Genomic DNA, 22,543 nt, shown 5'->3' on the forward strand with positions numbered 1-22,543 from the left:
CGGTCGCTCGTTTTTTTGCGGCTGTGAAATGGTTATGACATCATCTCCACATATGCTAATGTACGTCGTAAAATTTTCGCCATTTGCGCACGTGTTAAATGCCCTTTTGCGTCAAATTTATTTCTATCCTTGCCTTCCATAATACCGAGCGTATGCAGCGTGCTTACTGCTTCGGCGAATTGTGGCTGAATGGTTTCATTATCCGTATATGAAAGCATTGTCGTCGTGTCTACATCTTTGTCAATATATTGTAGCAGACGGAACATAAACGCTGCGGCATGCTCACGTGTTAACGGTGCCCCTGGGTTGAAGCTACGGTTCGCATTCGTAATGCCAGCTTCGTATAATGCTTGAATATGCGTTTCATACCATTTACCTTTGACATCGTCGTATACCGTTTCCCCCATCGCTTGCAGATTCAATGCGCGTGCCATCATTGCGCCAAATTGTGCGCGTGTAATGAAAGTTGTCGGTGCATACGTCGTCTCGCTTGTGCCGTTCACTACGTAGCGATTCGCTAAAAATTCGATGTCGTCTTGTGCGCCGATACCTTGAATGTCTGCAAATGTGCGGTTCGGTGTGATGTATTGATATTCCGCGTTGTCATTGATGTAAATTGTGACGTCATTGCCATCTATTGTGTGTGGCACGGCTACATATTGACCGTCCATATCACGGACATACACACCTTGTGTCGTGTGCTGTGCTTTAAATGTCGCCTCAACGTAATCGTTTTGTAATACGATATCGCGCTCAATGCCGTTTTCAAGCACTTCAAAAAGCTGTATATGTACGTCCGTGTCGGTTACGCGCGTGTCAATTGCTAATGCCGAATGGCGCTGTAAATCGTCCAGCAATGCAGCGGGTAACGTTAACGTGACGTCCATTCCTTCTATTATAATTGATGTCTTTGCCTGCTGTAGCAGTGCGCTCGATAATACCGCCTGCTCCTCTTGCACCGTGACAATAAGCGTCTCTTCTTGTGCTGTAATTGCGGTCACGTTCGTTGATTGTGCAATTGCTTCGTCCATCTCAGCTGGCTCGTCTACTGCGCTATTATCGCCTTGCTGTAACTTTGTCAGCACATCGATGTTCGTAATCGCTTGCTGTTGTTCCTTCGTTAAATTATCGTACGCTTGCTGAAGCATCGTAATCGTTTCCGCTGCTGGCGCTTCCGGTAAAGACGCAATTTCGTCTATTAATAGGCGTACATCGATGTCCATTGACGTTATTTTCGCTTCAATTTCAGCTAGCTTCGTCTCATTCGTGACATGTGCGCGCTGTGCTGTCGTTAATGCGTCGTAGCTCGCACGAATGGCAGCTACCTCCGCCTTGTGTGCGTATGTAATGCTCGCTACTGCTGGCAACGCTGCAATGCGCGCTTGCACGTTCGCTACAGCATCATCAACGGGCTGTTCTTGTAATACTTCCATTGTCACGACTGCTTTAATGAGCTTCATATAGTTTGTCACGAGTAGCTGTTGCTGCGTTGTCAATGTGTTAAATGCCGTTTCAATCGCTTGAACGAGCGCTGCATGCTCTAATGTTAGCTTCGTCGGTAACGATTCAATTAACGTATTGACAATTTTTACAGCTTGATCGCTCATTGGTTTTTTTAAAGCATCTAGCTGTAGCTGTAATGCCTGTAAAATTGAAGCATTCGTCACGAGTGCTTGATCCGCGACGGCTAATGCTTCGTATGCGCTTTTTGCAGCCTGTAGTTTCACCTCGTCTGCAAGTGTCATCGTTGTTGGCAATGCCGCAATTTGCGCAATAACGTCCGTTATAGCATTTTTTTCAGTTTGCTTTAATATAGCAAGTGCCTCTAGCTTTTTGGTTAAGTCAGCTGCATTCGTTACGTCCTTCTGCTGTGCGACTGTGAGCTGGTCAAATGCCGCCTTCACTTGCTGAAGTGTCAGCTCATCCGCTAACGTAATCGTTGCAGGTAAGGCTGTAATGTCAGCTATAACGCTTGCTACTGCCTGTGTGTCCTTTTTTAGCTCGGCAATTTTCGTCGTTAGTTCACTTAATCGCTGTACATTCGTTACGGCTTGCTGCTGCTCCTTCGTTAAAAGAGCGTACGCATTTTGTGCCTCCTTTAATGTCAGCTCGTCATGTACAGTAATTGTTTCTGTACTCGGCAAGGCGGCAATTTGTGCCTCCATCTTTGCTACACCGTCTTGAAGCTGTGCAATTTTGTGCTCCGCTGAGGTTAATATGCTTAGCTCATCTCGCCAAATCCATTGTTGCATCGTAAAGTCAAGCGCCTCATAGCTTGCTCGTATTTGTGCAACTAATGCGGCATCTGTTAGTTTAATATTTGAAGGCAATGCTTTAATCGCATCGTTTACATGCTGTGCGACTTCTGGCATTGTCACCTCTACTTCCTCTGCCACACGCGTTGTACCACCGAGTGCTTCAAGTGCTGCGTCCACCTCTGCTTGCGTGCTTTCCATATTTGTCAACACGTCGTATGCTTTATCATAATGTGCCTTATTATTGCCTGCTGTTAAAAATGCCGCTTTGTCTGCTGCGCTCATGCTATTAATTTCAGCGACGCGCCACGTTAAATTATCCTTTTGAGCCGTGTTGATGACTGAGGATGTGCCCCAAATTTCATTGTTCGCATTTAAATCCGCACCTAGGCCAAAAATCGTAAACTGCCAGCGCATAACTTGTGAATCCTTTAACGTCCACCCTGCCGCACCAACGCCTGGAAATGCATTATTGACCGCATACATCCAACCTGAATGCTTAAAAAAGTCAAACTCGCCAAGCCACTCGTCGTTTTCTAGGCTGAATTCACTGCCCTCTTCCTCAACGGCATTTAATATGTATGCTGGTACGTTGTATGTGTCTTGGTAGCCATCATCAAGCACATGTGCTAAATAAAAATCTTTTGTAATTTGCCCCGTCATGTGAAATGGCGTATCCTCATGCGGATATCTTTGCTTTAGTAAATCGGTAATGACAACGGAAGCTTGTGTATTACGTGGCACCGTTACTAAAATCGGTTCAATAATATAGCCTTGCCCTAGCGTAAATTTTTCCATCGATACAGCAATTGTCATCATATCGTCTTGTGCATTTACATTCATTGGGACAATGAGCGTCCAAATAAGTAAAAGTGATGTGATGATTGCGAGTATACGTTGCATATGCTGTTCCTCCTTACCTATAAAAAGGTTGCCTGAAAACAATTCAAGCAACCTTTTCGTCGTTCATGTTCGCCTTTATAGCTCGCATGCCTAACACTCGGCCGCGAATACGACATTGCCTTTTACGTTCTATTCCATATAAAATGCTTCTTTACATTAGCTCTGCAATGGCTAATGTGTTACGTAAAATTTGTGCTAGCTCGGCACGCGTCACTTGACGGCTCGGTGCAAAGTAGCCGTTCTCTCCTTCAATAATACCTAAGTTCACAAGTGCGCTCACGTCAGCTCGTGCTGTCGGTGCAATGGAGTTGATGTCGCGGAACGTTACGGCTGTTTCATATGTTTTCGTATCAATGCCGATGTAACGTAGCGTCCGTGCCATCATTAAGCTCACTTGCTGACGCGTTAAGTTGTTGTTTGGCGCAAATGTCGTCGGTGATGTCCCTTGAATAATGCCAGCTTCATATAACGCTTGTACGTCAGCTGCATACCATTTGCCCTTCGTATCGTTAAATACCGAATCGCTCGCCTTTGCCTGTAAGCCTAATGCACGTACAACCATCGCCGCAAAATGCGCACGTGATAAGTTGTGATGCGGATTAAACTTCCCTGCATCTCCTTTAATGACGTGACGATTCGCTAAATACGTAATTGCTGCTGTTTGTGGCACACCTTTTATATCGCTAAAGCTCACTGCTTCATTTGTGAACTTGAACGTACCGCCTGTCTTCACATGAAGTGTAACTGACTTTGCATCTCCGTAATGCGCGGTCGCCACATCTTCCATACCATTTACACGTAATAAAACGTATGTATGCAGGCGTTTGCCATCAACGAAAAATGCATACGGAATAGATAACTGTATATACTCACGGTCAAGCTGAATCGCTGTTTGTCCACCTTGATTGTTTAAGACGTATAACTTTACATCAAATAAACCTGTGTCATAGTTGTACTGTGTTACTTCCAGGTGAAGTGCCTTCGCATTTTTTACGCCTTGTAACTGCTTTAGTACAGCCGTTGCATCAACCGCCAGTTTCACACCGCGTGCGTCGGACACTTGAAGCGTCGTTAAATTATACGTACGAAGCGTTTCAAGCACATCCATCGGCAGCTGCACAAGGAAATTACCTGCGCTTTTATTTGATTCCACAACGAGCGTTTTACCTGTAATTTTCATTTTGTCGTATGACTGATTATTAATTTCTCCCTGTAGCTCTTCTTCCTCTAACGCTGCCTTTTGTAGCTCCGCTAGCTTTTGTTCAAGTGCCGCGAGTTTCGATTCATTTGTAACGTCTTTTTTCGCTGTTGCCGTTAATGCTTCGTAGTATACACGTGCCTTTTTCACTGCAAGCGTATCGGCAATTTTTAATGCTTCTACTGCTGGTAATGCGTTAATCATCGCGATGACGTCTTTACTTGAGCGGTCTTCTCCTACTGCCTCAATACTCGTTTCATGCTCGACCTTCTCTTCTTCCACAACAATCGCGATTTTGGCTTCTAGTAGTGATAACGCGTTGGCGTTTGTAATTTGTAAGCGCTGCTGTGGTGTTAACGCATTGTACGAGCGACGTGCATTGTGAATCGCCTCCTCATAGTCTGCAGTTAACGGTGTGACCGCTGCAAGTGCATCAATCGTTTGCATTAAATTCGTCACCTGTAGCTCATCGTCGTATTTTGCGAGCACCTCACTAATTTTTACTTCTACCGTTACGAGTTTACTAATGTTCGTTACTTTTTCTTTTTCTGCTGCGGTTAATTTATCGTACGTCGCGCGGGCACGTGTAATTGCTGGTGCGTCCGTACGGGTTACATTTTGCGGTGCAGGTAACTGCTCAATTAACGTGACTACTTTTTGAACAGCCTCCTCATTGGCCTGTGCACTTGCCGTCTCATCTTGTGCGTAGAGCGTAATCGCATGCTCTGGCATTATGAGCTTTTCCCCTGGTAAATATTTCGAGCCGCTTCCATCTGCCTTCGTATTCCATGAGTGAACGTTAGCCTCCCATGGTAAGCCAACGATGGCGTACGGTGATGCTTGTGCTGTCGTTGTGGCGCCGATGTTATTGCCATCATACGTAATCGTGTAACTCGCTGCGTGTTGTTGCTTGTACTTGCCATTACGCATATCGTTCATATCGTATAGCGGTGTTTCACCTTTTTTAAAGCGGTCATATGCGAGCAAACCATACATCGCCTGATCTGTTGCCATTGCGTTAACGCTTGTACCAGCACCGCCACCACCGTCATAGCCTGATGTCACATGCTTAAAGCCGCCAACCGCGACGCTTGAGCCGCTATTTGGAGCCCAAAACGTTAGTAACGCATTGATTACGTTATTCGAATATACGCCGTCATGTGTAGCGCCAGCGGTTACAAAGCTAACGGTTTTCCCAATATGCTTCAGTGAAATCGATGAAGCAAGTGGGTCAAAGCCGAGCGCCGTTAACGCTACAATAACTTGTACCGTACTTTCTGAGTTCACCGTACCGAAGCTACCGAAGCCACCATTTGCAAGCTGCATGTTTTTCATCGCTAACACACCGCGCTCCACTGCTTTGACGAACTGTTCATACGACGTTTTCGCGCCTGTTTTCGCATAAAGCGCCTCGTCTTTATAATACGGTGCAAGTGCTTGTAATGCCATGCCAGTTATATCTGCGTCTGGCTTTTTGCCACTGAGCGTCCAGCCGCCAACGGTACCGTCCACTTGCACGATCTCACCTTTTAAAATGTAGTCAATCATTTTTCCAATCGTATTGACATCATCATTTGTTGCATCCGCATACAGCGCATAGCCACGCGTATTTAGCGCAATGATTTCCCAAATCGGTCCGTTAATACCTTGACGATAGGAGAAGCGATGCGAGCTTGATAATTTTTCGATAAAATCATAGCCTGCAACGTTTTTGGCGTCGTAATCAAGCACAGACAATGCAAGCATGACACGCGACCATTCTGTTGATTTATTAAAATCAAGCACACCTTTATTCGCCGCAACGTACTGTTCAACGCGCTTTAAATAATCGCTATAATACGTTTTCGGAATGTAGTTTACATAGTCATAGCCTGTATATTGTCCTCTAGCTAAGTTCATGACGCTCCATTCGCCAAATGTCGAACCAACTGTTGGCGCTGGAACCGTTTCAAGTATGTAACGTCCTGCTGCGTTAATGTAAAATCCAACAGGCGGCTTTTGATCTTCCCAAAAGCGAGCGTCGAGCGTCTCATAGCCTGTATCTGCACTGTATGCCACTGCATGAGCTGCGGACGTTGGTAATAGCAGCATACATAACAGAGCGATGATGAACATGCCATATTGCTGTTGTTTTCTCATTGCCTCATCTCTTTTCTTGTTAGTTTTCACATCTGTTGATTCGACTGTGACTTCACGTAGCTTGCCAATTCAATTAGGTACGGAAAAACCGCGATGCTGCTTTATAAAGTTTAGTCATCAACAGACGTGATTAATTTTTGAAACAAAAAAAATGCCACCTCTTCTGTAAGAGATCGCATAGCAAAATATGGCATGTCTCATACATTCTCCTAACTTCCGAAGAGATTTGTGTGATGAATGTAGATAGGTATCCTGACTCGTACTTCGTTTTACTATGAGCCCTTCCCGTTTTGTTCAAACAGTGGTTATGCTCAGTTCATCCATACTTACAGTTGCGGAAACAGTTTTGGAGTTACACCAAATTCCCTATTAAGCTTTTCAGCGTCTACATCTTTAGCATTCTATTAATTTCTCAGCTAGTATAACATGCTTGTGTTGGCATTTGAATACATTTATTCGTCGTAGAAATATTGACTTGACAGTTGTGCTATCATGAAAAAAACGGAAAAAACATATGAAATCGGTACAAATAATGTATTTGTTTAAAAGGGAAACTAGTGTGAATCTAGTGCTGTCCCGCAACTGTAATTGATTGAGCGCCTCTATTACCACTGTTTCGTTTCATCGTGAAATGGGAAGGAGAGGTTGTTTGTATATCAAAAGCCAGGAGACCTGCCATTTCATTCATTTATTGAACAGACCCTACGCGGATAGGAATGCTGTTGCGAGCTCGTCTTTTTTGTCGTGCTCACTTTGCATTGAATTCCTGTTCATGTCTAAAGGTCAATACTTTTAGGATGTGCAACTATTTCATGACAACTCTTTCTACTGTATGGAGCGACGAGCAATTACAAGAATCGCTGCATGCATTACACACTCATAACCTTTCAAAACCCGAAGCACTACAGCTTTTTTTCGAAGTAGCAAAGGCGATGAGGCAACAGAGCGAGAGCGACTCCACAAAGGAACTACAGCACCTTTGGCTCAAGCTCCATCGAAAATATAAATTCAAATTTAAAGAATATGAAAAGCTTGCCTTGCCCACGTCGATTTATACAATGTTATTTAATGAGCACGGGCATGGGTTTCAGACAGTGATGCGCTTTTACGTTGAGCGCAACTTAATAGAATTGCAGCGAGATTTATTTGCATTTGGCTTAGCGACATTGTTACGCGGAGAATGTTTTCAAAACTTATCACTCTATTTTTGTAATTGCTTAATCTGTGAGGAATGGACGACGAGCTTTCAAACAGAAGCCGTACACAACTACTTTATACAGCATGACCAGCGAAAGGTTACGGAGCTTTATGTCAGCTACTGCACTTACCGTGAGCATAAAAATGCGCATAATGCCACCGTGCTGTACAAGTTGCTCAAATCATTCAATCCGCATTACCGATTAGAAGCAAAGGCAACTCCTCAATTATTTAAGCAGTTACATCAGCAAAAGCAGTAACTACAAACACGTTCTATGAAGAAGTATCGCAAAAGCTCGTGTATTATGTTGATTTTTTGTTTTTTTGAAAAAAATGATTTTTCTATTAGTTTATTGTGGTAGAATAGCCCTAAGTGAATAACAAGCAGGAAAAAGGTTTCGAAAATTTCGAATTAAAAGGGAAATCGGTGCAAATCCGATGCTGTTTCCGCAACTGTAACGTGCTGATGAAATGAGAACGATGCCACTGTCGATATCGATGGGAAGGCTCTCAAAGTAAATTGACGCATAAAGCCAGGAGACCTACCTTTTTCTGATCGTATTAACCCTCTTCGGAATAAAGAGTGTATATGGCAAACCATCATAATGAACGGCATTTTTGTGCCTATTTATATTTGCTAATATCCACCATTCCCTTTTTGGGTATGGTGTTTTTTTATTTCTTTAGGGCTTTCACTAAACATGCAATATATTTTAGGAGGAAGAACAGTGAAGAAACGAAATGTATGGAGAAGTTTTTCAACAGCCTCGATTATGGCAGTAGCTGTCACAGCAGCGAGCGCACCAACAGCGAGCGCAGAAGAAACAGTCGCAACAGCAGATTATTTGGAAACATATTATCAGGAATTTAGCTTCATTACAAATGACGGCACACCGGTAACCGTTACATATGATGCAGAAACAAATACATATATCGGTAACGTCCCATTAAATACAACAGCGGTAACGTTTAATTTACCGTTAAAGGACGGTTATACGAGCACAACATCAGCAACGTATAAATTAACCTTCACAACGACAGCTGTATCGTATTATTCAGAAAACGTAAAAGGTCGCAATATCGAAATTAAAGATGCGGATAAAAATGTCGTAGCGAACTTCCGCGTTGAGCTAACTCGTCCAGCTGAGCCACAAACAGTCGAAACGAGCAGTGAGTTACTATCATCATCTATTACGTTTTACAATGGACGTAACGCTTCTGTATCGAATCCAAGATTTTACGTCGAAGAAGAAGGTGAGTTAAAGGTTGTTTCAACAAACAATCAATTGAAAGATGAAAACATCGAAAAATACGACCATTTTATTGTGAAACCGTTATTAGAAACGAATACGCAAAACATCGAAACGATTACATTAGCACCTGTAGCGAAATACTTTGATGCAAATAATCCAGATGGCGCACAATATACGTACCGCGTAAATGGTGAGATTGTCGATTCATTAACGAAAATTCCACATACGGGCTATGAATATGAGCCTGGTAAGCTTGGAACGAAAATTGAAGTGACAGTAACACCAGGAAAAACAGCACCTGAAGGCTCAAAAGCGAAAACATACACATTCATCGTGCCAAAAGAAAAGAGTACAGAAACAACTCTAACAGGTTTTACAATTGGTTCAGCAAACAACCACCAATTTTTAGCAGCAATCGGTGAAGGAAAGCTAACGCAAAAAACAGAGGCAGCAAAAACAGGTTTCAATAAAGGTGTAAGCGAATATGAAACGATTATGAACTATAATGTCGATAATATTTTAGTGAAAACGACAGCAGAAGGACCATATACAACATTCGTTTACAACATAAATGGTGAGGAAGTTCGGACAACGGACAAACAAAAAATTGTTCCGTTAAAGGTCGGAAAAAACATTGTTACCGTACAAGCGGTGCCTGAAAATGGCGACGCAACGAACTCACCTGTCTACACGTTACATGCTGAGCGTAAAGAAAACTACAATATCGCATCGATTAAATCCGATGAAATTCGCATCTCTGGTAAGCTACGCCCAACATTAACAACGCTTGCAGGCATTATCGAGGAAGGTATTGAGAAGTACACAATCGACTTAGCAGCAGAGGACGCAACAAAAACGATTACGATTCAACAAAACGGCGCTGTAATTGCAGAAGGAAAAGGCTCCGTAAAGGCGACGCTTGATGCATCAAACATTCTCATCGAAGGCACGAAAAACATTTCACAAAACCCTGTGACGATTGTGATTAGTGACGAAAATGATTCGATTACATACACACTCGATACGTGGAAGCGTAATCCTGATGCACCGAGCCGTACGTACGCTGTATTACCGGCACCCGGTCAGTTCGTTAACGAGCATGCCCAAACAGTAACAGGCTCACTCGGTAGCTTCGGCTGGGGCGATGGCTGGGATACAGCACTGTATTCAACATCAGCAAGCCTTTCAGATGAAGCGAGCGGAAAACCAGGCTTATCACTTGGTGGCTTCGGTGGCTTCGTCACGTATCAATTTGACAATCCTGTAAAAAATGACCCCGCTCACCCGTACGGCGCAGACTTTATCGTCAACGGTAACGGCTTCTCAGGTAACGAAGAGCCAGGTGGTGTCATGGTCGCACAAGATAAAGACAAAGATGGCAAGCCAGACAAAGACGCAGACGGCAACGAAATTTGGTACGAACTGGCAGGTAGTGAACATTACGAGGACACGACACTGTGGGACTACTCGATTACGTACAAAAATATAATCGAAAACTTTACACCAAACTTTGCACAAAATGTACCATGGGTAGATAGTTTAGGGCGCACTGGTGAAATTTTAGCGAATGGCTACCACTCACAAATTTACTTCCCAATGCCAGAAAATTATCAATTTGAAGGCAATGCAGCAAACGATATGATGGGTGACGAAATTACGTTTAACGGCACGAATATTCAAACGTTAAAATCATCATTTGGCTACGCAGACGTATCGCCGAACAACAAAGGCATTACAACAGCAGAAAACCCATACACGCATAAGCATGGTGGCGGCGGCTTCATGGATATCGCATGGGCAGTCGATAAGGACGGCAAGCCTGTTCAATTAGATGAAGTAAGCTTTGTCAAAATTTACACGAATCAACAAACAGATGGCGGCGCGGTTGGTGAAAAATCACCTGAAATTTTAGGCATGTTACGTGTAAACGACCCTGAAAAATCAGATGGTAAAACAGCGACACCGATAATTACAGTGAACGACGCAGCGATAACACTTGGCACAGAGGATGACTTCACACCCGTTGTTGTAGAATCATTACAAAATGTGAAAATCGACGTAGCAAGCGGCGCAGACAACATTTTCATTAACAACCAAAAAGTCGCAACACGTACGTACGAAGTGGCACCAGAAAAGGGCATCGTGCGCGTTATTACACAAACTGGCGACTTACAACCAACGATTCATACGTTAAAGCTTGTGGAAAAAGCAGTGCAGGACACAATTGATGCGATTGCTGCGTTACCAGCAGAGCTAACACTTGAACACGTAGAAGCGGTTACAGTAGCACAAGCCCAATACGACGCATTAACAGAGGCTCAACAAGCACTGATTACGAATAAAGACGTACTCGCTGCAGCACAAGCAACAGTTGTGGCACTTGAAGCAGAAAAAGCAACAAACGAAGCCGCAGCAAAAGCAGTAGAAGAAGCGATTAACGCTTTACCAGAAACACTTACACTTGAGCATGCAGCAGCGGTTGAAGCGGCATCTGTTCAATACGAACAATTAACAGATCGTCAAAAAGAACTTGTGCCAAATACAGCCGTATTAAATCATGCGAACGAAACGATTGCCGCGCTACAAGCAGAAAAAACTGCAAATGAAGCTGCCGCAAAAGCGGTAGAAGACATGATTACAGCTTTACCAGAAACGATTACGCTTGCAGCAGAAGACGATGTACAAGCCGCCTTTATTGCATATGAACTATTAACAGACGTGCAAAAAGCGCTTGTTCCGAATCAAAACGTGTTAGACAATGCGAAACAAAGTATTGCCGATTTACAAACTGAAGCAGACAAGCAAGCGGCGATTCAAAAAGAAAATGAAGCCTTTGCAAAAGCCGTGGAAGAAGCGATTAACGCTTTACCAGAAACACTAACACTTGAACATGCTGTAGCGGTTCAAGAAACGACATCGAAATACAATTCATTAACAGAAACACAACAGGCACTTGTTCCGAATCAAGACGTGTTAAACAAAGCGCAAGAAACGATTCAAGCACTGCAAGCAGAAAAGGAAGCGGACGAGGCTGCTGCAAAGGCTGTCGCTAATGAGATTACAGCTTTACCTGCCCTGCTTACGTTAAACGCAAAAGACGCCGTACAAAATGTAAAAGCGAAGTTTGATTTGTTAACAGCAGCACAACAGGCGCTTGTTTCAAATAAAGAAGTGTTAGATAAAGCACTACAAGCAATCGCGTACTTACAAGCAGAAGCAGATCAGCAAGCGGCAATTGAAAAAGAAAATGAAGCTGCCGCAAAAGCGGTGCAAGAAGCGATTAACGCTTTACCAGAAACACTTACACTTGCGCATGCAGAAACGGTGCAAGACGTAGCGACGAAATATGATAGCTTAACAGAAGTACAGCAAGCATTAGTCACGAATAAAGACGTGCTAGACGCAGCGAAAAAGGAAATTGCTCGCTTACAACAACAAAGCTCAAACTCAGGTGGCGGTTCGTATTATCCAACACAGCCTTCTCAGCCAACAACACCTGAAGTAACTGAACCTGAAGTTCCAGAAGTAACAACACCTGAAACGACAGAGCCTGAAGCGCCTGAGGAAACAACACCTGAGCAGCAAGAACAAACTTGGGTTGTTACAGAAGGCAATATGTCATTCTCATCAGTAGAAAACATTGTACTGACATTCACACATGCAGTTCCAGGTACAGTAGCAAACTTACACGTAGTAGAGGATCATGTACAATTAACATTCGCAAAAGATGATGAAGCCGTAATCTTATCTGATTATGTCGAAGTTGTGATTCCACAAGACGTGCTATCACCAAAAGAAGGCGTGCTCGTACAGCGTTTAGCGGACGGTAGTGTTGTTGCTGTACCACATCACATTGGTGACAACGGTGAGTTTGTTGCACAGCTACGTTCATCAGGCGAGGTGTTTGTCCAAAACAACAAAAAAACGTTTAGCGATATCTCACAGGACGGTCATAAAGCATACATCGAGGCATTAGCAGAGCGCTTAATTGTCAATGGAACGACAGCAAATACGTTCTCACCGAAAGCAACGATGACACGCGGACAATTCGCGGCGATGCTTCAACGTTCATTAGCGCTACCAAAAACATCGGCATCAACGTTTAAAGATACAGTAGACAACCAGTTTGCGTACGAGCTTCAAACGCTAGTCGACATCGGTGTTTTAAAAGGAGACGGTGACCTATTACGCCCGAAAGACAACATTACACGTAAGCATGCGGCATTAATGATTGCTCGTTTACTGGAGCATTTACAGCTAGAGCTTCCAAACGTATCGGCAGACGATGTCACATTTACAGATAAAGCTTCGATTACACCAGATGCATTAGAAGCAGTTGCATTAATGCAAAAGCTCAATATTTTCAGCGGTAAAGAGGACGGACGCTTTGACCCGAATGCATCACTAACGCGCTCACAAATGGCAAAAGTGCTGTACCAAACATTAACATATGCAAAAATGATGTAATACATGTGCTATGCGAAAAATTTATTTTTCGCATAGCTTTTTCTGTAAATATATGAAGGACTATGTATGTTGATTCGCCACAGCGTATTTTGCGGCTAAGAACACTAAACTTTCTTCTATTAAAATGGAGAATCAACACATGTAATAAAGGAGGAAACACATTGAAGAAAATTACACTATGTATCGCATTTATCATAAGCATGCTCTTCCAGCTACCCGCATTCGCTACACAAGAGGACATGTCACTTTACGTAAGCGTACAAAACGATATGACAACACGCTCACAGCATATGACGTTTGATGTCATTGCGACAATCGACGACAAAAAGGCAGCGGATAAAGCGGTGATTGTGACGAATAATGGCAAAAATGTCCCGATCAACTGGAGTGACCCTGCAAAAACGAGCTACACCGTCACACTTGAAGCGGGAATAAACGAATTAGTCGTTACAGTACAAAACGGTGAACATACGATGCAAGAAACGAGCTACATCGACTACGAACCAGCCGCAATTGGCGAAATTATTGGGCATTATGTGCTTAGCATGGACGTAGCAGTAGCAGGATTAGGTCATTTAGTTGAACCGAAAATTTTACCGATTATTAATGGTGAAAATGCGGCACATCATGTCGTACGCGCACTGACTGAAGAAAACTTTGCCTTCTATAATACAGGTGATTTAAACAACAATTTTTATTTAGGTACTGTATTTGGTGGCAATTTACAAGAAAAACAGGAATATGCGTTCCCAGAGGCAATTGTGGAAGCAGCTATCGAGCATGAATTCGAGCTACGCTATGATTTTGAGGTGGAAAAAGGGCTTGGTGAGTTTGTATTTAGCGGCGGCTCTGGTTGGATGTATGCTGTGAATAACGTCTTCCCGAACGTCGGCTTTGCAGATTATTACCTGCAAGATGGTGACGTCATGCGCATTCAATTCACGCTCAATTTAGGACGTGACCTTGGCGGCGGTGATCCAACGATGGGTATCGGTGACAACTTTTTTAATGTCGTAACGAAGGACGTATTAACAGCTGAAGTGGCGCGCATTAATAGCTCCGATATGTCTACAGTGCTCCTAGCACATCACGAACTTAAAGCAGCATATGAACAGGCTTATGATGTGCTGCTAGATGTAAACCCAATGCAGCACGACATCGATGCTGCGACAAGCGCGCTACAACACGCATATATCAAAACATTACAGCACTTCATCGACAATGATGAGCATCGACAGTACGTCCAGCATGAAATACAACAGCTAGATGTCACGTTACGTGAACAGTTGACGTCTTTACCACGTTTACATGACGAATCACAGCGTTTTGAGGAAAACATGGCACAGCTACCAGAAACGATTACGAAAGCAAACTTTCTGCAAGTGCAACAGCTACGTCAGCAGTATGACACGATGCACATAATGGCGCGCGACTTTGTTTATGAAAGTACTATACAACGTCTACAAGCAGCAGAGGCTCAGCTTCTGGACGACACGGTAAATAGTAAGCCCTATACAATTTTCCCTGCGATGACCATTACAAATCGTCAGCACCCGTTTACGATTACGTTTACGAATGACGTACATACAGAACAGCTAGCAAATCGTTTCATCGTTCGCACGAGCACATATGATATCGTACCGACTGTCGCGACAATTATAGATAATACCGTTACAATACGTCCGTTATACACGAGCTATCGTAAAGGCATGACGTATATACTTTCGATTACACAGCAAGTACACAATACGCAGCAGCAGCAATTAATCGAGCCAGTCCAAATGACATTTATCGTGAAATAAAAACACAAGAAATCGAATGCGTTTAACATGAAAAGCGCATGACCAACATCATCAGAAAGCAGAAAAGAGATTAAGACAAAACAAAGTGTTAGGAGAAATGACCAGATTTCTCCTAACACTTTTCTGCTTTCATCGTCGTAAATTTTCGAGCAGGCAATTCTTTCGGTACGGAGGCAAACACGAAGTTTGTCACACGATGTGGCGTTCTTGGCAGATGCTCCCCTGTAGTCTCTCGCGCGTACTGTTCTGCTAGAAGTCCGCTCTTCATTTAACAACGACGTATCAACTATTTATCATCGAACATCGTTGGGATTGATCTGAATTATCCTTCTGTCCCAGCTTTATTTGTTATGTCTAAAATTTTTTCTTACTTTAATTCGAATGTCATTTTCACTGGGCTCACAAGTGTTTTTGTTTCATCAGCCGTTTGAATACCTTTTTCTACATACACTGTGTACGTTTGACCAGCTTCATATGGCTGTGCTGTCGCGATGTTAACAGACGCTTCATCCTCGCCAACGGTTGCTGTCGTTGGCACGATATTACCAGCTGCATCTTTTACGTAAATTTTCGTGTCGCTTACCGATGCAGGTGAAATTTTCTCTGTATACGATACCGTAAATGTGTGTAGCGCGTCTGAAATTTCATACGGCGCAAGCTCCGTATATGTTTGCGCATATAACTTTGTATTATGCGCCGGTGCTAATAATAATGTGTAAGGCGTATACAGTGTGCCTGTACCATCCTCATTCGTCGTCCATAACGAACTATTTTCGTCTTCTAACACGAGTACTTCATACGGTGAAAAGATTTGTGTAGCGCGCTCTACCCCATCTACAATATAATTCATCGTCTGCTTTGCCGACTCCATTTCCTTATACTCGCCATTCGTCATATCTGTCATATCATACAAACGGTTTTGCTGCTTTAAAAAACGGTCATATGCAATTAAGCCATAAATCGCTTGGTCTGTTGCCATACCATTTACAGATGTACCAGCACCACCGCCACCATCATAGCCGAACGTTACGTGCTTAAAGCCACCTACTTCTGGTCGTGAGCCGCTACCCATCGCCCAAAACGTTAATAATGCATCAATCATGTTGTTTGTCGTTACACCATCTATTTCTCCGCCATCAGTTAAAAAATCAACTGTGACATCAAGCGTCGGCAAATGAATGCTTGGCGCTAATGGGTCAATTCCTAATGCGGTTAAACCAACAATTACTTGTACAGTACTTTCGGCATTTGGTGTGCCTAAACTATAAAAGCCACCGTTTTCCTTTTGATCTTGTGCCATCGCAACAACTGCACGCTCCACTGCCTTTTTAAAGTCTATATACTTTTGCGCAAATTCAGCGGATGATGTGTCCCACAATTCATTCGTTGCGACATTTACCGTTGTTTTGTAGGCATCTTTAAACTTTTCTTCATTTAAATAAAATGGTGCTAATCCTTGTACCGCCATCATGGTAATGTCTGGGTCCGCGTTTTTACCGCTTAATGCCCATCCACCTAGACGACCTTCTTGCACAACAACCTTTTCTGTCGTGCCATCCTCTTTCGTTACTTCCTCTGTTACATCATTTGCTTTAATTTCCTTACCTAAAATGTAATCAATCATTTTGCCCTTCGTATTAATGTCACCTGCTGCAACTTTAACACCACGCTCTGTTAGTTGCTCCTCTGTGTACATATCATAGCCCGCTGTTTCAAGCGCGATTAAAATCCAAATCGGGCCGTTAATACCTTGGCGGTAAGAAAATTTATATGATGTAGATAATCTTTCCACAAAGTCATACGGTTTGGCAAGTTTGTAAAGTGCTTTGTCCATCGCAATATTTGTTACGGTATGTGTCGCGACTACTTTGCCGTAGCTTTCTTCCTTTAGCGTTGACGAAACTGCTTCGCCTGCTTCATTCGTCACAGCACCTGTTTCACGGTCAATAGTATACGTGCCTGGTAAAAGCTTCGCAAAGCCTGTTGCGTCCCTTCCTGCGGCATTCACATACTTAAACTCAAAGCCAAGCTGCTCATCTAGCGTAAATGTGTTGCCATCTAGCTTTGCTAATGCATGGTTTAACGAGTTGCTCGTATCAATTTGCTCCTCGCCTTTATACACCGTCACGTTTTTCGCCTTTAAATAGTCGCCTGGCTCACCGACAGCGCGAATGTCCATACCAAGTGATGACATCGCTAACGTGACACGCGACCATTCCGTTGACTTGTTACGGTCTAAGTCGCCACCTTTTGCGATAATATAATTTAAAATACGTTCCTTATATTCCTCAAAATATGTCTCGGGTATGTAGTTTATATAATCTGCGCCTGTGTACATGCCGCGTAGTAAATCCATTGCTGACCAATCACCCGCAGATGTACCGAACTGTGGTGCGGTTACCGTTTCGAGTAAATAGCGATTCCCCGCATTGATGTAAAAACCAAGGTCAGGCTTTTTATCTTCCCAAAAGCGTAGAGGTAGCGTGTCCTCTCCCATCGTTTTCGTTTCAGGATCGTATGCAATGGCGTTTGCCTGCATCGGTGTGAGCGTAAAAATGGTCATCATAATTACCAGTAATACGCGCAGCAAATGTCGTGCTTTTTTCATCGTTCCTCACTCCTTTTTATTGATCGATAAATAACGCTACTGTATTTGGAACAACATATAAAAAACCGCTATTTCTAAAAAGAAATAGCGGAGAACGAGCACGTCAAATATTGTAAGAAACAATGAGTGAGCTGCTGTACATTCTCCTTAGTTCCGAAGAGAGTAGATACAATCAATGATGACAGGTCTCCTGGCTCATACTTTGATTTACTTTGAACCCTTCCCGCTTTTCGCAGTGGTTATGTTCATTTCAGCAGTATTTACAGTTGCGGACACAGCTTCGGCATTTCACCGAATTCCCTATTAAGCTTTTGTAAGCATCAACATTGTGCAATATGTATTCATCTACCATTACAATAGCATACTTATGTAAAAATACAATGACTTGAAATTTAGAAAAATTCAGCAACTGACAATAAATAAGAGTTCTACATCAATTTTTAGCGAATTTAAAGAGAATGAAACAAACTATCATACGACATTAACCTAAAAAAGAAATGGCAAAACGGTCTAGCTCGTTTATGCCAATTCTTCTACTTTACAAACATACTTTCTATTCGTCTTCTACTAAACAATAGCAATATACAAGTGTATAAACGAATGTCACACTTTTTATCATTGAGGAACTTTATTTAAGTAGATTATGTATGTTTTAGACACTTTCAATAATAGCTAAAATATCAGCAAATTGGTTCACGACATACTCTGCTTTTTCTAACTCTTTTTCTTGAGCAAAATCAAAACGAACGCCAATTGAGAGTAAATCATTATCAAGAGCTGCTTGAATGTCTGAGGAACGATCACCTACAACAAAACCATTTAGAATATCATTTTCCTTTAGAACAGTTGCTACTAATTCAGATTTATTGCCTGAAGTAATTAAATCAATGCTGTAAATACCTTTTATCCATTTTGTTAGATTATAAGTCTCTGCAATGGCTTGTAAGTAATCATTTTGCCCATTACTCGCTATAAACAACGGCTGCGTTTGTGCCAGTTTCGTTAACGTACTTTTTACGCCTTCATATAAAGCACCCTTACCCATTTTTATTTGTTCAATCAGTGCTAATTGAAAAAGTAGATTACTCTGTTCACGTATTTGTGGCGAATGTTCGGGGCATAACGTTTCCCAAACAACAGGTAAAGGGACACCCATAATGTCTCGGTATTTTTCAATCGGTGTAGTACCCGTCCATTGTCCCTTTTGTCGTAATTGCTCGAAAGTCGCTTCGAGTGCTGGTTCTAAAATTAAGTTCGTTTGAAATAAAGTACCATCCATATCAAAAATTACAGCTGAATTCATTTGAGTAGTGCTCCTTTGAAAGGTTTTTTAATCTTCTCTATAACAACGTATATTCTGTCATTGTGTTCCTAAAAGATTTAAAAACAAACCAAAAGCGCTGTTTGGACACAAAAAAAGCTGAGAAAATGAATGTCTAGCTGCTTGATTTAAGGTTCCTAACGAGTTATTTGGGAACGTTTTTTGAATTTAATTGTATTATTTAGATTGTTTTTTTCAATTCTAATTCATCGTTTAGTGGTATTCCATCATTGCCTATCGAAGGGATTGATGCTTTTATTTTTCGAGCTTCATTTACAGCATCAGGAATAATAGAGGTAATCCTGTAGCCTCTTTTTTGATAAAATCTTAAAGCATTTAGATTATCATTCGTAGTTACTAAACTTACTATATTTATTTATTTGTTTTTGCTTCGCTACATTTTCGACCTTTTCAATTAGAGCTGTACCAATACCTTTCCCTTCTAAGATACTATCTAATGAAATGATTTCAATCTCATTACCTTTGATAACATATGTAATTAGACCAACAATCTGGTCATTTTCTTCAAAAATAAAACCATCTAAGTTTTCACACCTATAGATACCTGATGAAATAACCATTTCAGAACTTCCCCAATGTTCATTGAAAAATGATATTACTTTAACTTTATTTTCGCTATTTATATGTTTTATCAAGTAAATCCACTCGTTTCTGCTAAATTCGTTTACTCAATAAATATACATAATTTAACTAATTTTATCAAAAGCAACATGTCCCCGAAGCGCTATTTGGTAAGCAAAAAGCAGCTGCACGTTGAACGGCAACCCATTTGTTAGACACTTATTGGCTACCTAACTTTGATTTGGGAACGTTTATTTGAATGTCTATGTATTTACTTATATTGACAAATTAAATCACCTGTAATAAAATACTTACATATGAAACATATTAATAATGGAGACGAGTTACTTTTGTTTTTGGAAGCTTTATCGAATCCTCATCGATTAAGAATTATTAGCATTTTGTCTAATGGTAAACAATACGTTAGTCAACTTGCTAGAGAGCTTGGTATGAGCAGACCACTTTTATATTTACATTTACAGAAGCTTGAAGATGCGAATCTTGTTTCAAGCGATATGGAGTTATTAGAGAGTGGTAAAGCTGCGAAATACTATATGCTAAATTCCTTTGATTTGCAGCTTAATGAGGAACTTATTTCGAAGTTAGAACCAACACTTACTCTAAAAAAAAATAAAAAGATGGAGGATTAAATCAATGTCTAATGGTGCTACAAGTGTAAATATAGGAGATGTAGTGGCAACAATCGTTATGTTAGGATTTATGGTAATTCCAATTATTTTAGTAGTTTTATTTTATAGAGCGTACAAGAAAAATGTGAAGCGTGCAGAGGAACGATTAAAAGTTGAAAAACAACAAACATTTAATTTACAAAAACAAGTAGACGAACTAAATGAACGAGTAAGAAAAATTGAAAAATTATTAAAAGAAGTAGATTAATAGTCAAGAAAAGCCTTTATCCAGAAATTATTGGATAAAGGCTTTTAATGTCCCCAAAGTGTCATTTGGGAACCTTTTTTGTATTTGGATTGTATAAAATAACGGAATTTAATCACTAAATTCTTTAAAAAGGATTTCTAATTCACGTGCATCATACATATCTTTATCACTTATAAATTTTTCAATTTCAACAGTTCCATCGTCCAAAAATTCAATCTCCCAGCGCTGACCTGGAACAACAACTTCAACCATAAGGGCTTCACTTCTAATTTTATCTAATTTATAAAAAATTTTATTTTCCTCTAACTTATTTAGAAAAGTGTTAAATTCTTTTAAATCCATAAAGTAAATTCCCCCTTTCACAATAAATCAAGTGTAACAAACATTCCCAAAGCGCTGTTTGGTAAACAAAAAACAGAATGTCGCATCTACTCTTAAAAAGCTCCCTAAGTATCATTTAGGAACATTTTTTATATAAACTGTATAGTTAATACATATTACATTTCTAACTTTTTTAATACATCATTTACAGACCCCCATACATAAATTGATTCATCTAAAATTTTGCCACCTATTTTTATCTGTATGTTTCTGACAAACTTCGCTCCCAAGTACTCATAAAAATAGCGGGTATTATTATCTGCTAAAACATCTACATAAACCTTGTCATAACCTTTATTTTTATAATGTTCAAATAGAGTTTTTATTAATAGATTACCGATTCCTCTTCCTTGGTATGCTTCTAGTAAATATAATGAAGTTAAATCGATAGAATTTAGTTCGAGATTATTCGCTCTTCTGCTTGTATCTGCAAAACCGATAATTTGACCTTCTTCATTTTCAACGACAAACACAATATTTTCAGTACGCATTATGTTGTTCTCCCAGCTATTCTTACGTTCAGAGTAATCTAACTTATTTAGAAATTCAGTAGGAATAATTCCTTCGTAAGTTGTACGCCAAGTATCAACATGAACTTTTGCAATTCCTTGTGCATCCTTAATATTCGCCTTTCTAATTATCATAAAATCCCTCCTAAAAATAGAAAAACTTCATCTCAGTAAAGAAACGAAGTTTAATTCGTGGTACCACTCTAATTGGTTAATTGAATAACTAACCCACTTATACTATAACGGTAGCTGCCGTTTATGCTTACTTGAGTTCAGCATAAATATTCCTGGATGAGTTCAGGAATTTATTGACTGTTTTGCATCAACCAACAGCTCTCTTCACAATAGATATTCCTTACTACTTCCAGTCAAAGTTTTCAATATTTGTTTAAATATTAGATTATTCCATTCAAGTTGTAAATAATATGGCTCACAATGCGCTGTTTGGTAACTTTAGTTTCCCTTACCGTGGTAAATCCACATTAACCTAGCGACATCCACAATAGCTTGACTTTATTTATGTTTAAAATCATTCCCATTCATTCCCCAGTTGACATTATGGATAAAAAAAGCACTTAAAAAATCGATTCAATACAGCTGAAACGTCCTGTAAGCTTATGTTATAAAGAATCTAGAAAGGACATTTTGTTATGCATTCATTACAATAACCAAAATAGGAGTGACCAAAATCGATAGTCGTATTGTCAAAACCCAAGAAAAATTATTTGATGCTTATTTACGTTTACTTGAACATAAAGCGCCTGAGCAAATATTTGTCCAGGAGGTGACAATTGCAGCACAAATATATCATGGTCAAACTAGGATCGTATGCAAAACAAAGTAATTTGGCCACAGCATTGCGAGAAATCGGACGGATAGAAAAAATAATTTTCATTTTAAATACTATTTTAGATGAGGCACTACGAAGGGAAATTTAAAAGAGGTTGAACAAATGTGAGGTAATGAATGTGCTAGCACGTGCGAGTTTCGTAAGCCCGAATTATAAAAAATAGCGCACCTGTACGGTACGC

Annotated in this window: 11 protein-coding genes, 2 pseudogenes, 4 riboswitches and 1 other annotated feature; of the genes and pseudogenes, 6 read left to right on the forward strand and 7 right to left on the reverse strand. The window is 41.0% G+C overall.

Annotated features, from left to right (window positions below; genetic code table 11):
* Positions 1-32 precede the first annotated feature (32 nt).
* Positions 33-3,158, reverse strand: coding sequence for an S-layer homology domain-containing protein (locus A6M13_RS09660; protein ID WP_066545395.1), 3,126 nt, complete (start codon positions 3,156-3,158; stop codon positions 33-35).
* 151 nt (positions 3,159-3,309) lie between these two features.
* Complete coding sequence (locus A6M13_RS09665) at positions 3,310-6,495, reverse strand: S-layer homology domain-containing protein (protein ID WP_066545396.1); 3,186 nt, start codon at positions 6,493-6,495, stop codon at positions 3,310-3,312.
* 225 nt (positions 6,496-6,720) lie between these two features.
* Positions 6,721-6,899: riboswitch (cobalamin riboswitch) on the reverse strand.
* 99 nt (positions 6,900-6,998) lie between these two features.
* Positions 6,999-7,189: riboswitch (cobalamin riboswitch) on the forward strand.
* A 238-nt stretch (positions 7,190-7,427) separates the two neighbouring features.
* On the opposite strand from A6M13_RS09665, the gene A6M13_RS09670 reads away from it, so the two are divergent.
* From A6M13_RS09670 to A6M13_RS09680, 3 genes are all read left to right on the forward strand, one after another.
* Positions 7,428-7,952: a hypothetical protein gene (locus A6M13_RS09670; protein ID WP_141680941.1), complete on the forward strand. Its 525-nt coding sequence runs from the start codon at positions 7,428-7,430 to the stop codon at positions 7,950-7,952.
* 116 nt (positions 7,953-8,068) lie between these two features.
* Positions 8,069-8,256: riboswitch (cobalamin riboswitch) on the forward strand.
* Positions 8,257-8,420: 164 nt separating this feature from the next.
* Positions 8,421-13,412: an S-layer homology domain-containing protein gene (locus A6M13_RS09675; protein WP_066545399.1), complete on the forward strand. Its 4,992-nt coding sequence runs from the start codon at positions 8,421-8,423 to the stop codon at positions 13,410-13,412.
* Between the two features lie 161 nt (positions 13,413-13,573).
* The gene (locus A6M13_RS09680; RefSeq protein ID WP_066545401.1) at positions 13,574-15,214 is read left to right on the forward strand and encodes a DUF4430 domain-containing protein; all 1,641 of its coding nucleotides are present in this window, start codon (positions 13,574-13,576) and stop codon (positions 15,212-15,214) included.
* A gap of 367 nt (positions 15,215-15,581) precedes the next feature.
* Here A6M13_RS09680 and A6M13_RS09685 read toward each other — a convergent pair whose 3' ends face one another.
* The 3 genes and pseudogenes from A6M13_RS09685 to A6M13_RS09695 form a co-directional block, all read right to left on the reverse strand.
* Positions 15,582-17,822, reverse strand: coding sequence for an Ig-like domain-containing domain (locus A6M13_RS09685; protein ID WP_066545402.1), 2,241 nt, complete (start codon positions 17,820-17,822; stop codon positions 15,582-15,584).
* A gap of 163 nt (positions 17,823-17,985) precedes the next feature.
* Positions 17,986-18,162: riboswitch (cobalamin riboswitch) on the reverse strand.
* 312 nt (positions 18,163-18,474) lie between these two features.
* Positions 18,475-19,125 (reverse strand): HAD hydrolase-like protein, encoded by a 651-nt coding sequence (locus A6M13_RS09690; RefSeq protein WP_066545404.1) that lies wholly within the window; start codon positions 19,123-19,125, stop codon positions 18,475-18,477.
* Between the two features lie 199 nt (positions 19,126-19,324).
* Positions 19,325-19,724: pseudogene (locus A6M13_RS09695) on the reverse strand (GNAT family N-acetyltransferase).
* A gap of 318 nt (positions 19,725-20,042) precedes the next feature.
* Here A6M13_RS09695 and A6M13_RS09700 point away from each other — a divergent pair.
* Together A6M13_RS09700 and A6M13_RS09705 are read left to right on the forward strand one after the other, a co-directional pair.
* Positions 20,043-20,375: an ArsR/SmtB family transcription factor gene (locus A6M13_RS09700; protein ID WP_066545406.1), complete on the forward strand. Its 333-nt coding sequence runs from the start codon at positions 20,043-20,045 to the stop codon at positions 20,373-20,375.
* A gap of 4 nt (positions 20,376-20,379) precedes the next feature.
* The gene (locus tag A6M13_RS09705; RefSeq protein WP_066545408.1) at positions 20,380-20,622 is read left to right on the forward strand and encodes a hypothetical protein; all 243 of its coding nucleotides are present in this window, start codon (positions 20,380-20,382) and stop codon (positions 20,620-20,622) included.
* A 108-nt stretch (positions 20,623-20,730) separates the two neighbouring features.
* Here the strand turns inward: A6M13_RS09705 and A6M13_RS09710 are convergent, their stop codons facing one another.
* Together A6M13_RS09710 and A6M13_RS09715 are read right to left on the reverse strand one after the other, a co-directional pair.
* Entirely contained in the window at positions 20,731-20,964 is a 234-nt protein-coding gene (locus tag A6M13_RS09710) for a hypothetical protein (RefSeq protein WP_066545410.1), read from the reverse strand.
* Positions 20,965-21,119: 155 nt separating this feature from the next.
* Positions 21,120-21,647 carry a GNAT family N-acetyltransferase gene (locus A6M13_RS09715; protein WP_066545413.1) on the reverse strand — a complete coding sequence of 176 codons (528 nt, stop codon included), beginning with the start codon at positions 21,645-21,647 and terminating at the stop codon, positions 21,120-21,122.
* 36 nt (positions 21,648-21,683) lie between these two features.
* Positions 21,684-21,893 (reverse strand) — a binding site (T-box leader).
* A 425-nt stretch (positions 21,894-22,318) separates the two neighbouring features.
* On the opposite strand from A6M13_RS09715, the pseudogene A6M13_RS16030 reads away from it, so the two are divergent.
* Positions 22,319-22,447 (forward strand): annotated as a pseudogene (locus A6M13_RS16030) (Tn3 family transposase); the annotation flags it as partial.
* Positions 22,448-22,543 lie beyond the last annotated feature (96 nt).

The sequence above is a fragment of the Caryophanon tenue genome, from assembly GCF_001700315.1.
In the GTDB taxonomy this organism is placed as follows: Bacteria; Bacillota; Bacilli; order Bacillales_A; family Planococcaceae; genus Caryophanon; species Caryophanon tenue.

Excerpts from the sequence above, each read along its gene's own strand:
- A6M13_RS09660 (WP_066545395.1), bottom strand. The coding sequence starts at position 3,158 with ATGCAACGTATACTCGCAATCATCACATCACTTTTACTTATTTGGACG.
- A6M13_RS09690 (WP_066545404.1), bottom strand. The coding sequence starts at position 19,125 with ATGAATTCAGCTGTAATTTTTGATATGGATGGTACTTTATTTCAAACG.
- A6M13_RS09685 (WP_066545402.1), bottom strand. The coding sequence starts at position 17,822 with ATGAAAAAAGCACGACATTTGCTGCGCGTATTACTGGTAATTATGATG.
- A6M13_RS09710 (WP_066545410.1), bottom strand. The coding sequence starts at position 20,964 with ATGGATTTAAAAGAATTTAACACTTTTCTAAATAAGTTAGAGGAAAAT.
- A6M13_RS09670 (WP_141680941.1), top strand. The coding sequence starts at position 7,428 with ATGAGGCAACAGAGCGAGAGCGACTCCACAAAGGAACTACAGCACCTT.
- A6M13_RS09700 (WP_066545406.1), top strand. The coding sequence starts at position 20,043 with ATGAAACATATTAATAATGGAGACGAGTTACTTTTGTTTTTGGAAGCT.
- A6M13_RS09665 (WP_066545396.1), bottom strand. The coding sequence starts at position 6,495 with ATGAGAAAACAACAGCAATATGGCATGTTCATCATCGCTCTGTTATGT.
- A6M13_RS09715 (WP_066545413.1), bottom strand. The coding sequence starts at position 21,647 with ATGATAATTAGAAAGGCGAATATTAAGGATGCACAAGGAATTGCAAAA.
- A6M13_RS09705 (WP_066545408.1), top strand. The coding sequence starts at position 20,380 with ATGTCTAATGGTGCTACAAGTGTAAATATAGGAGATGTAGTGGCAACA.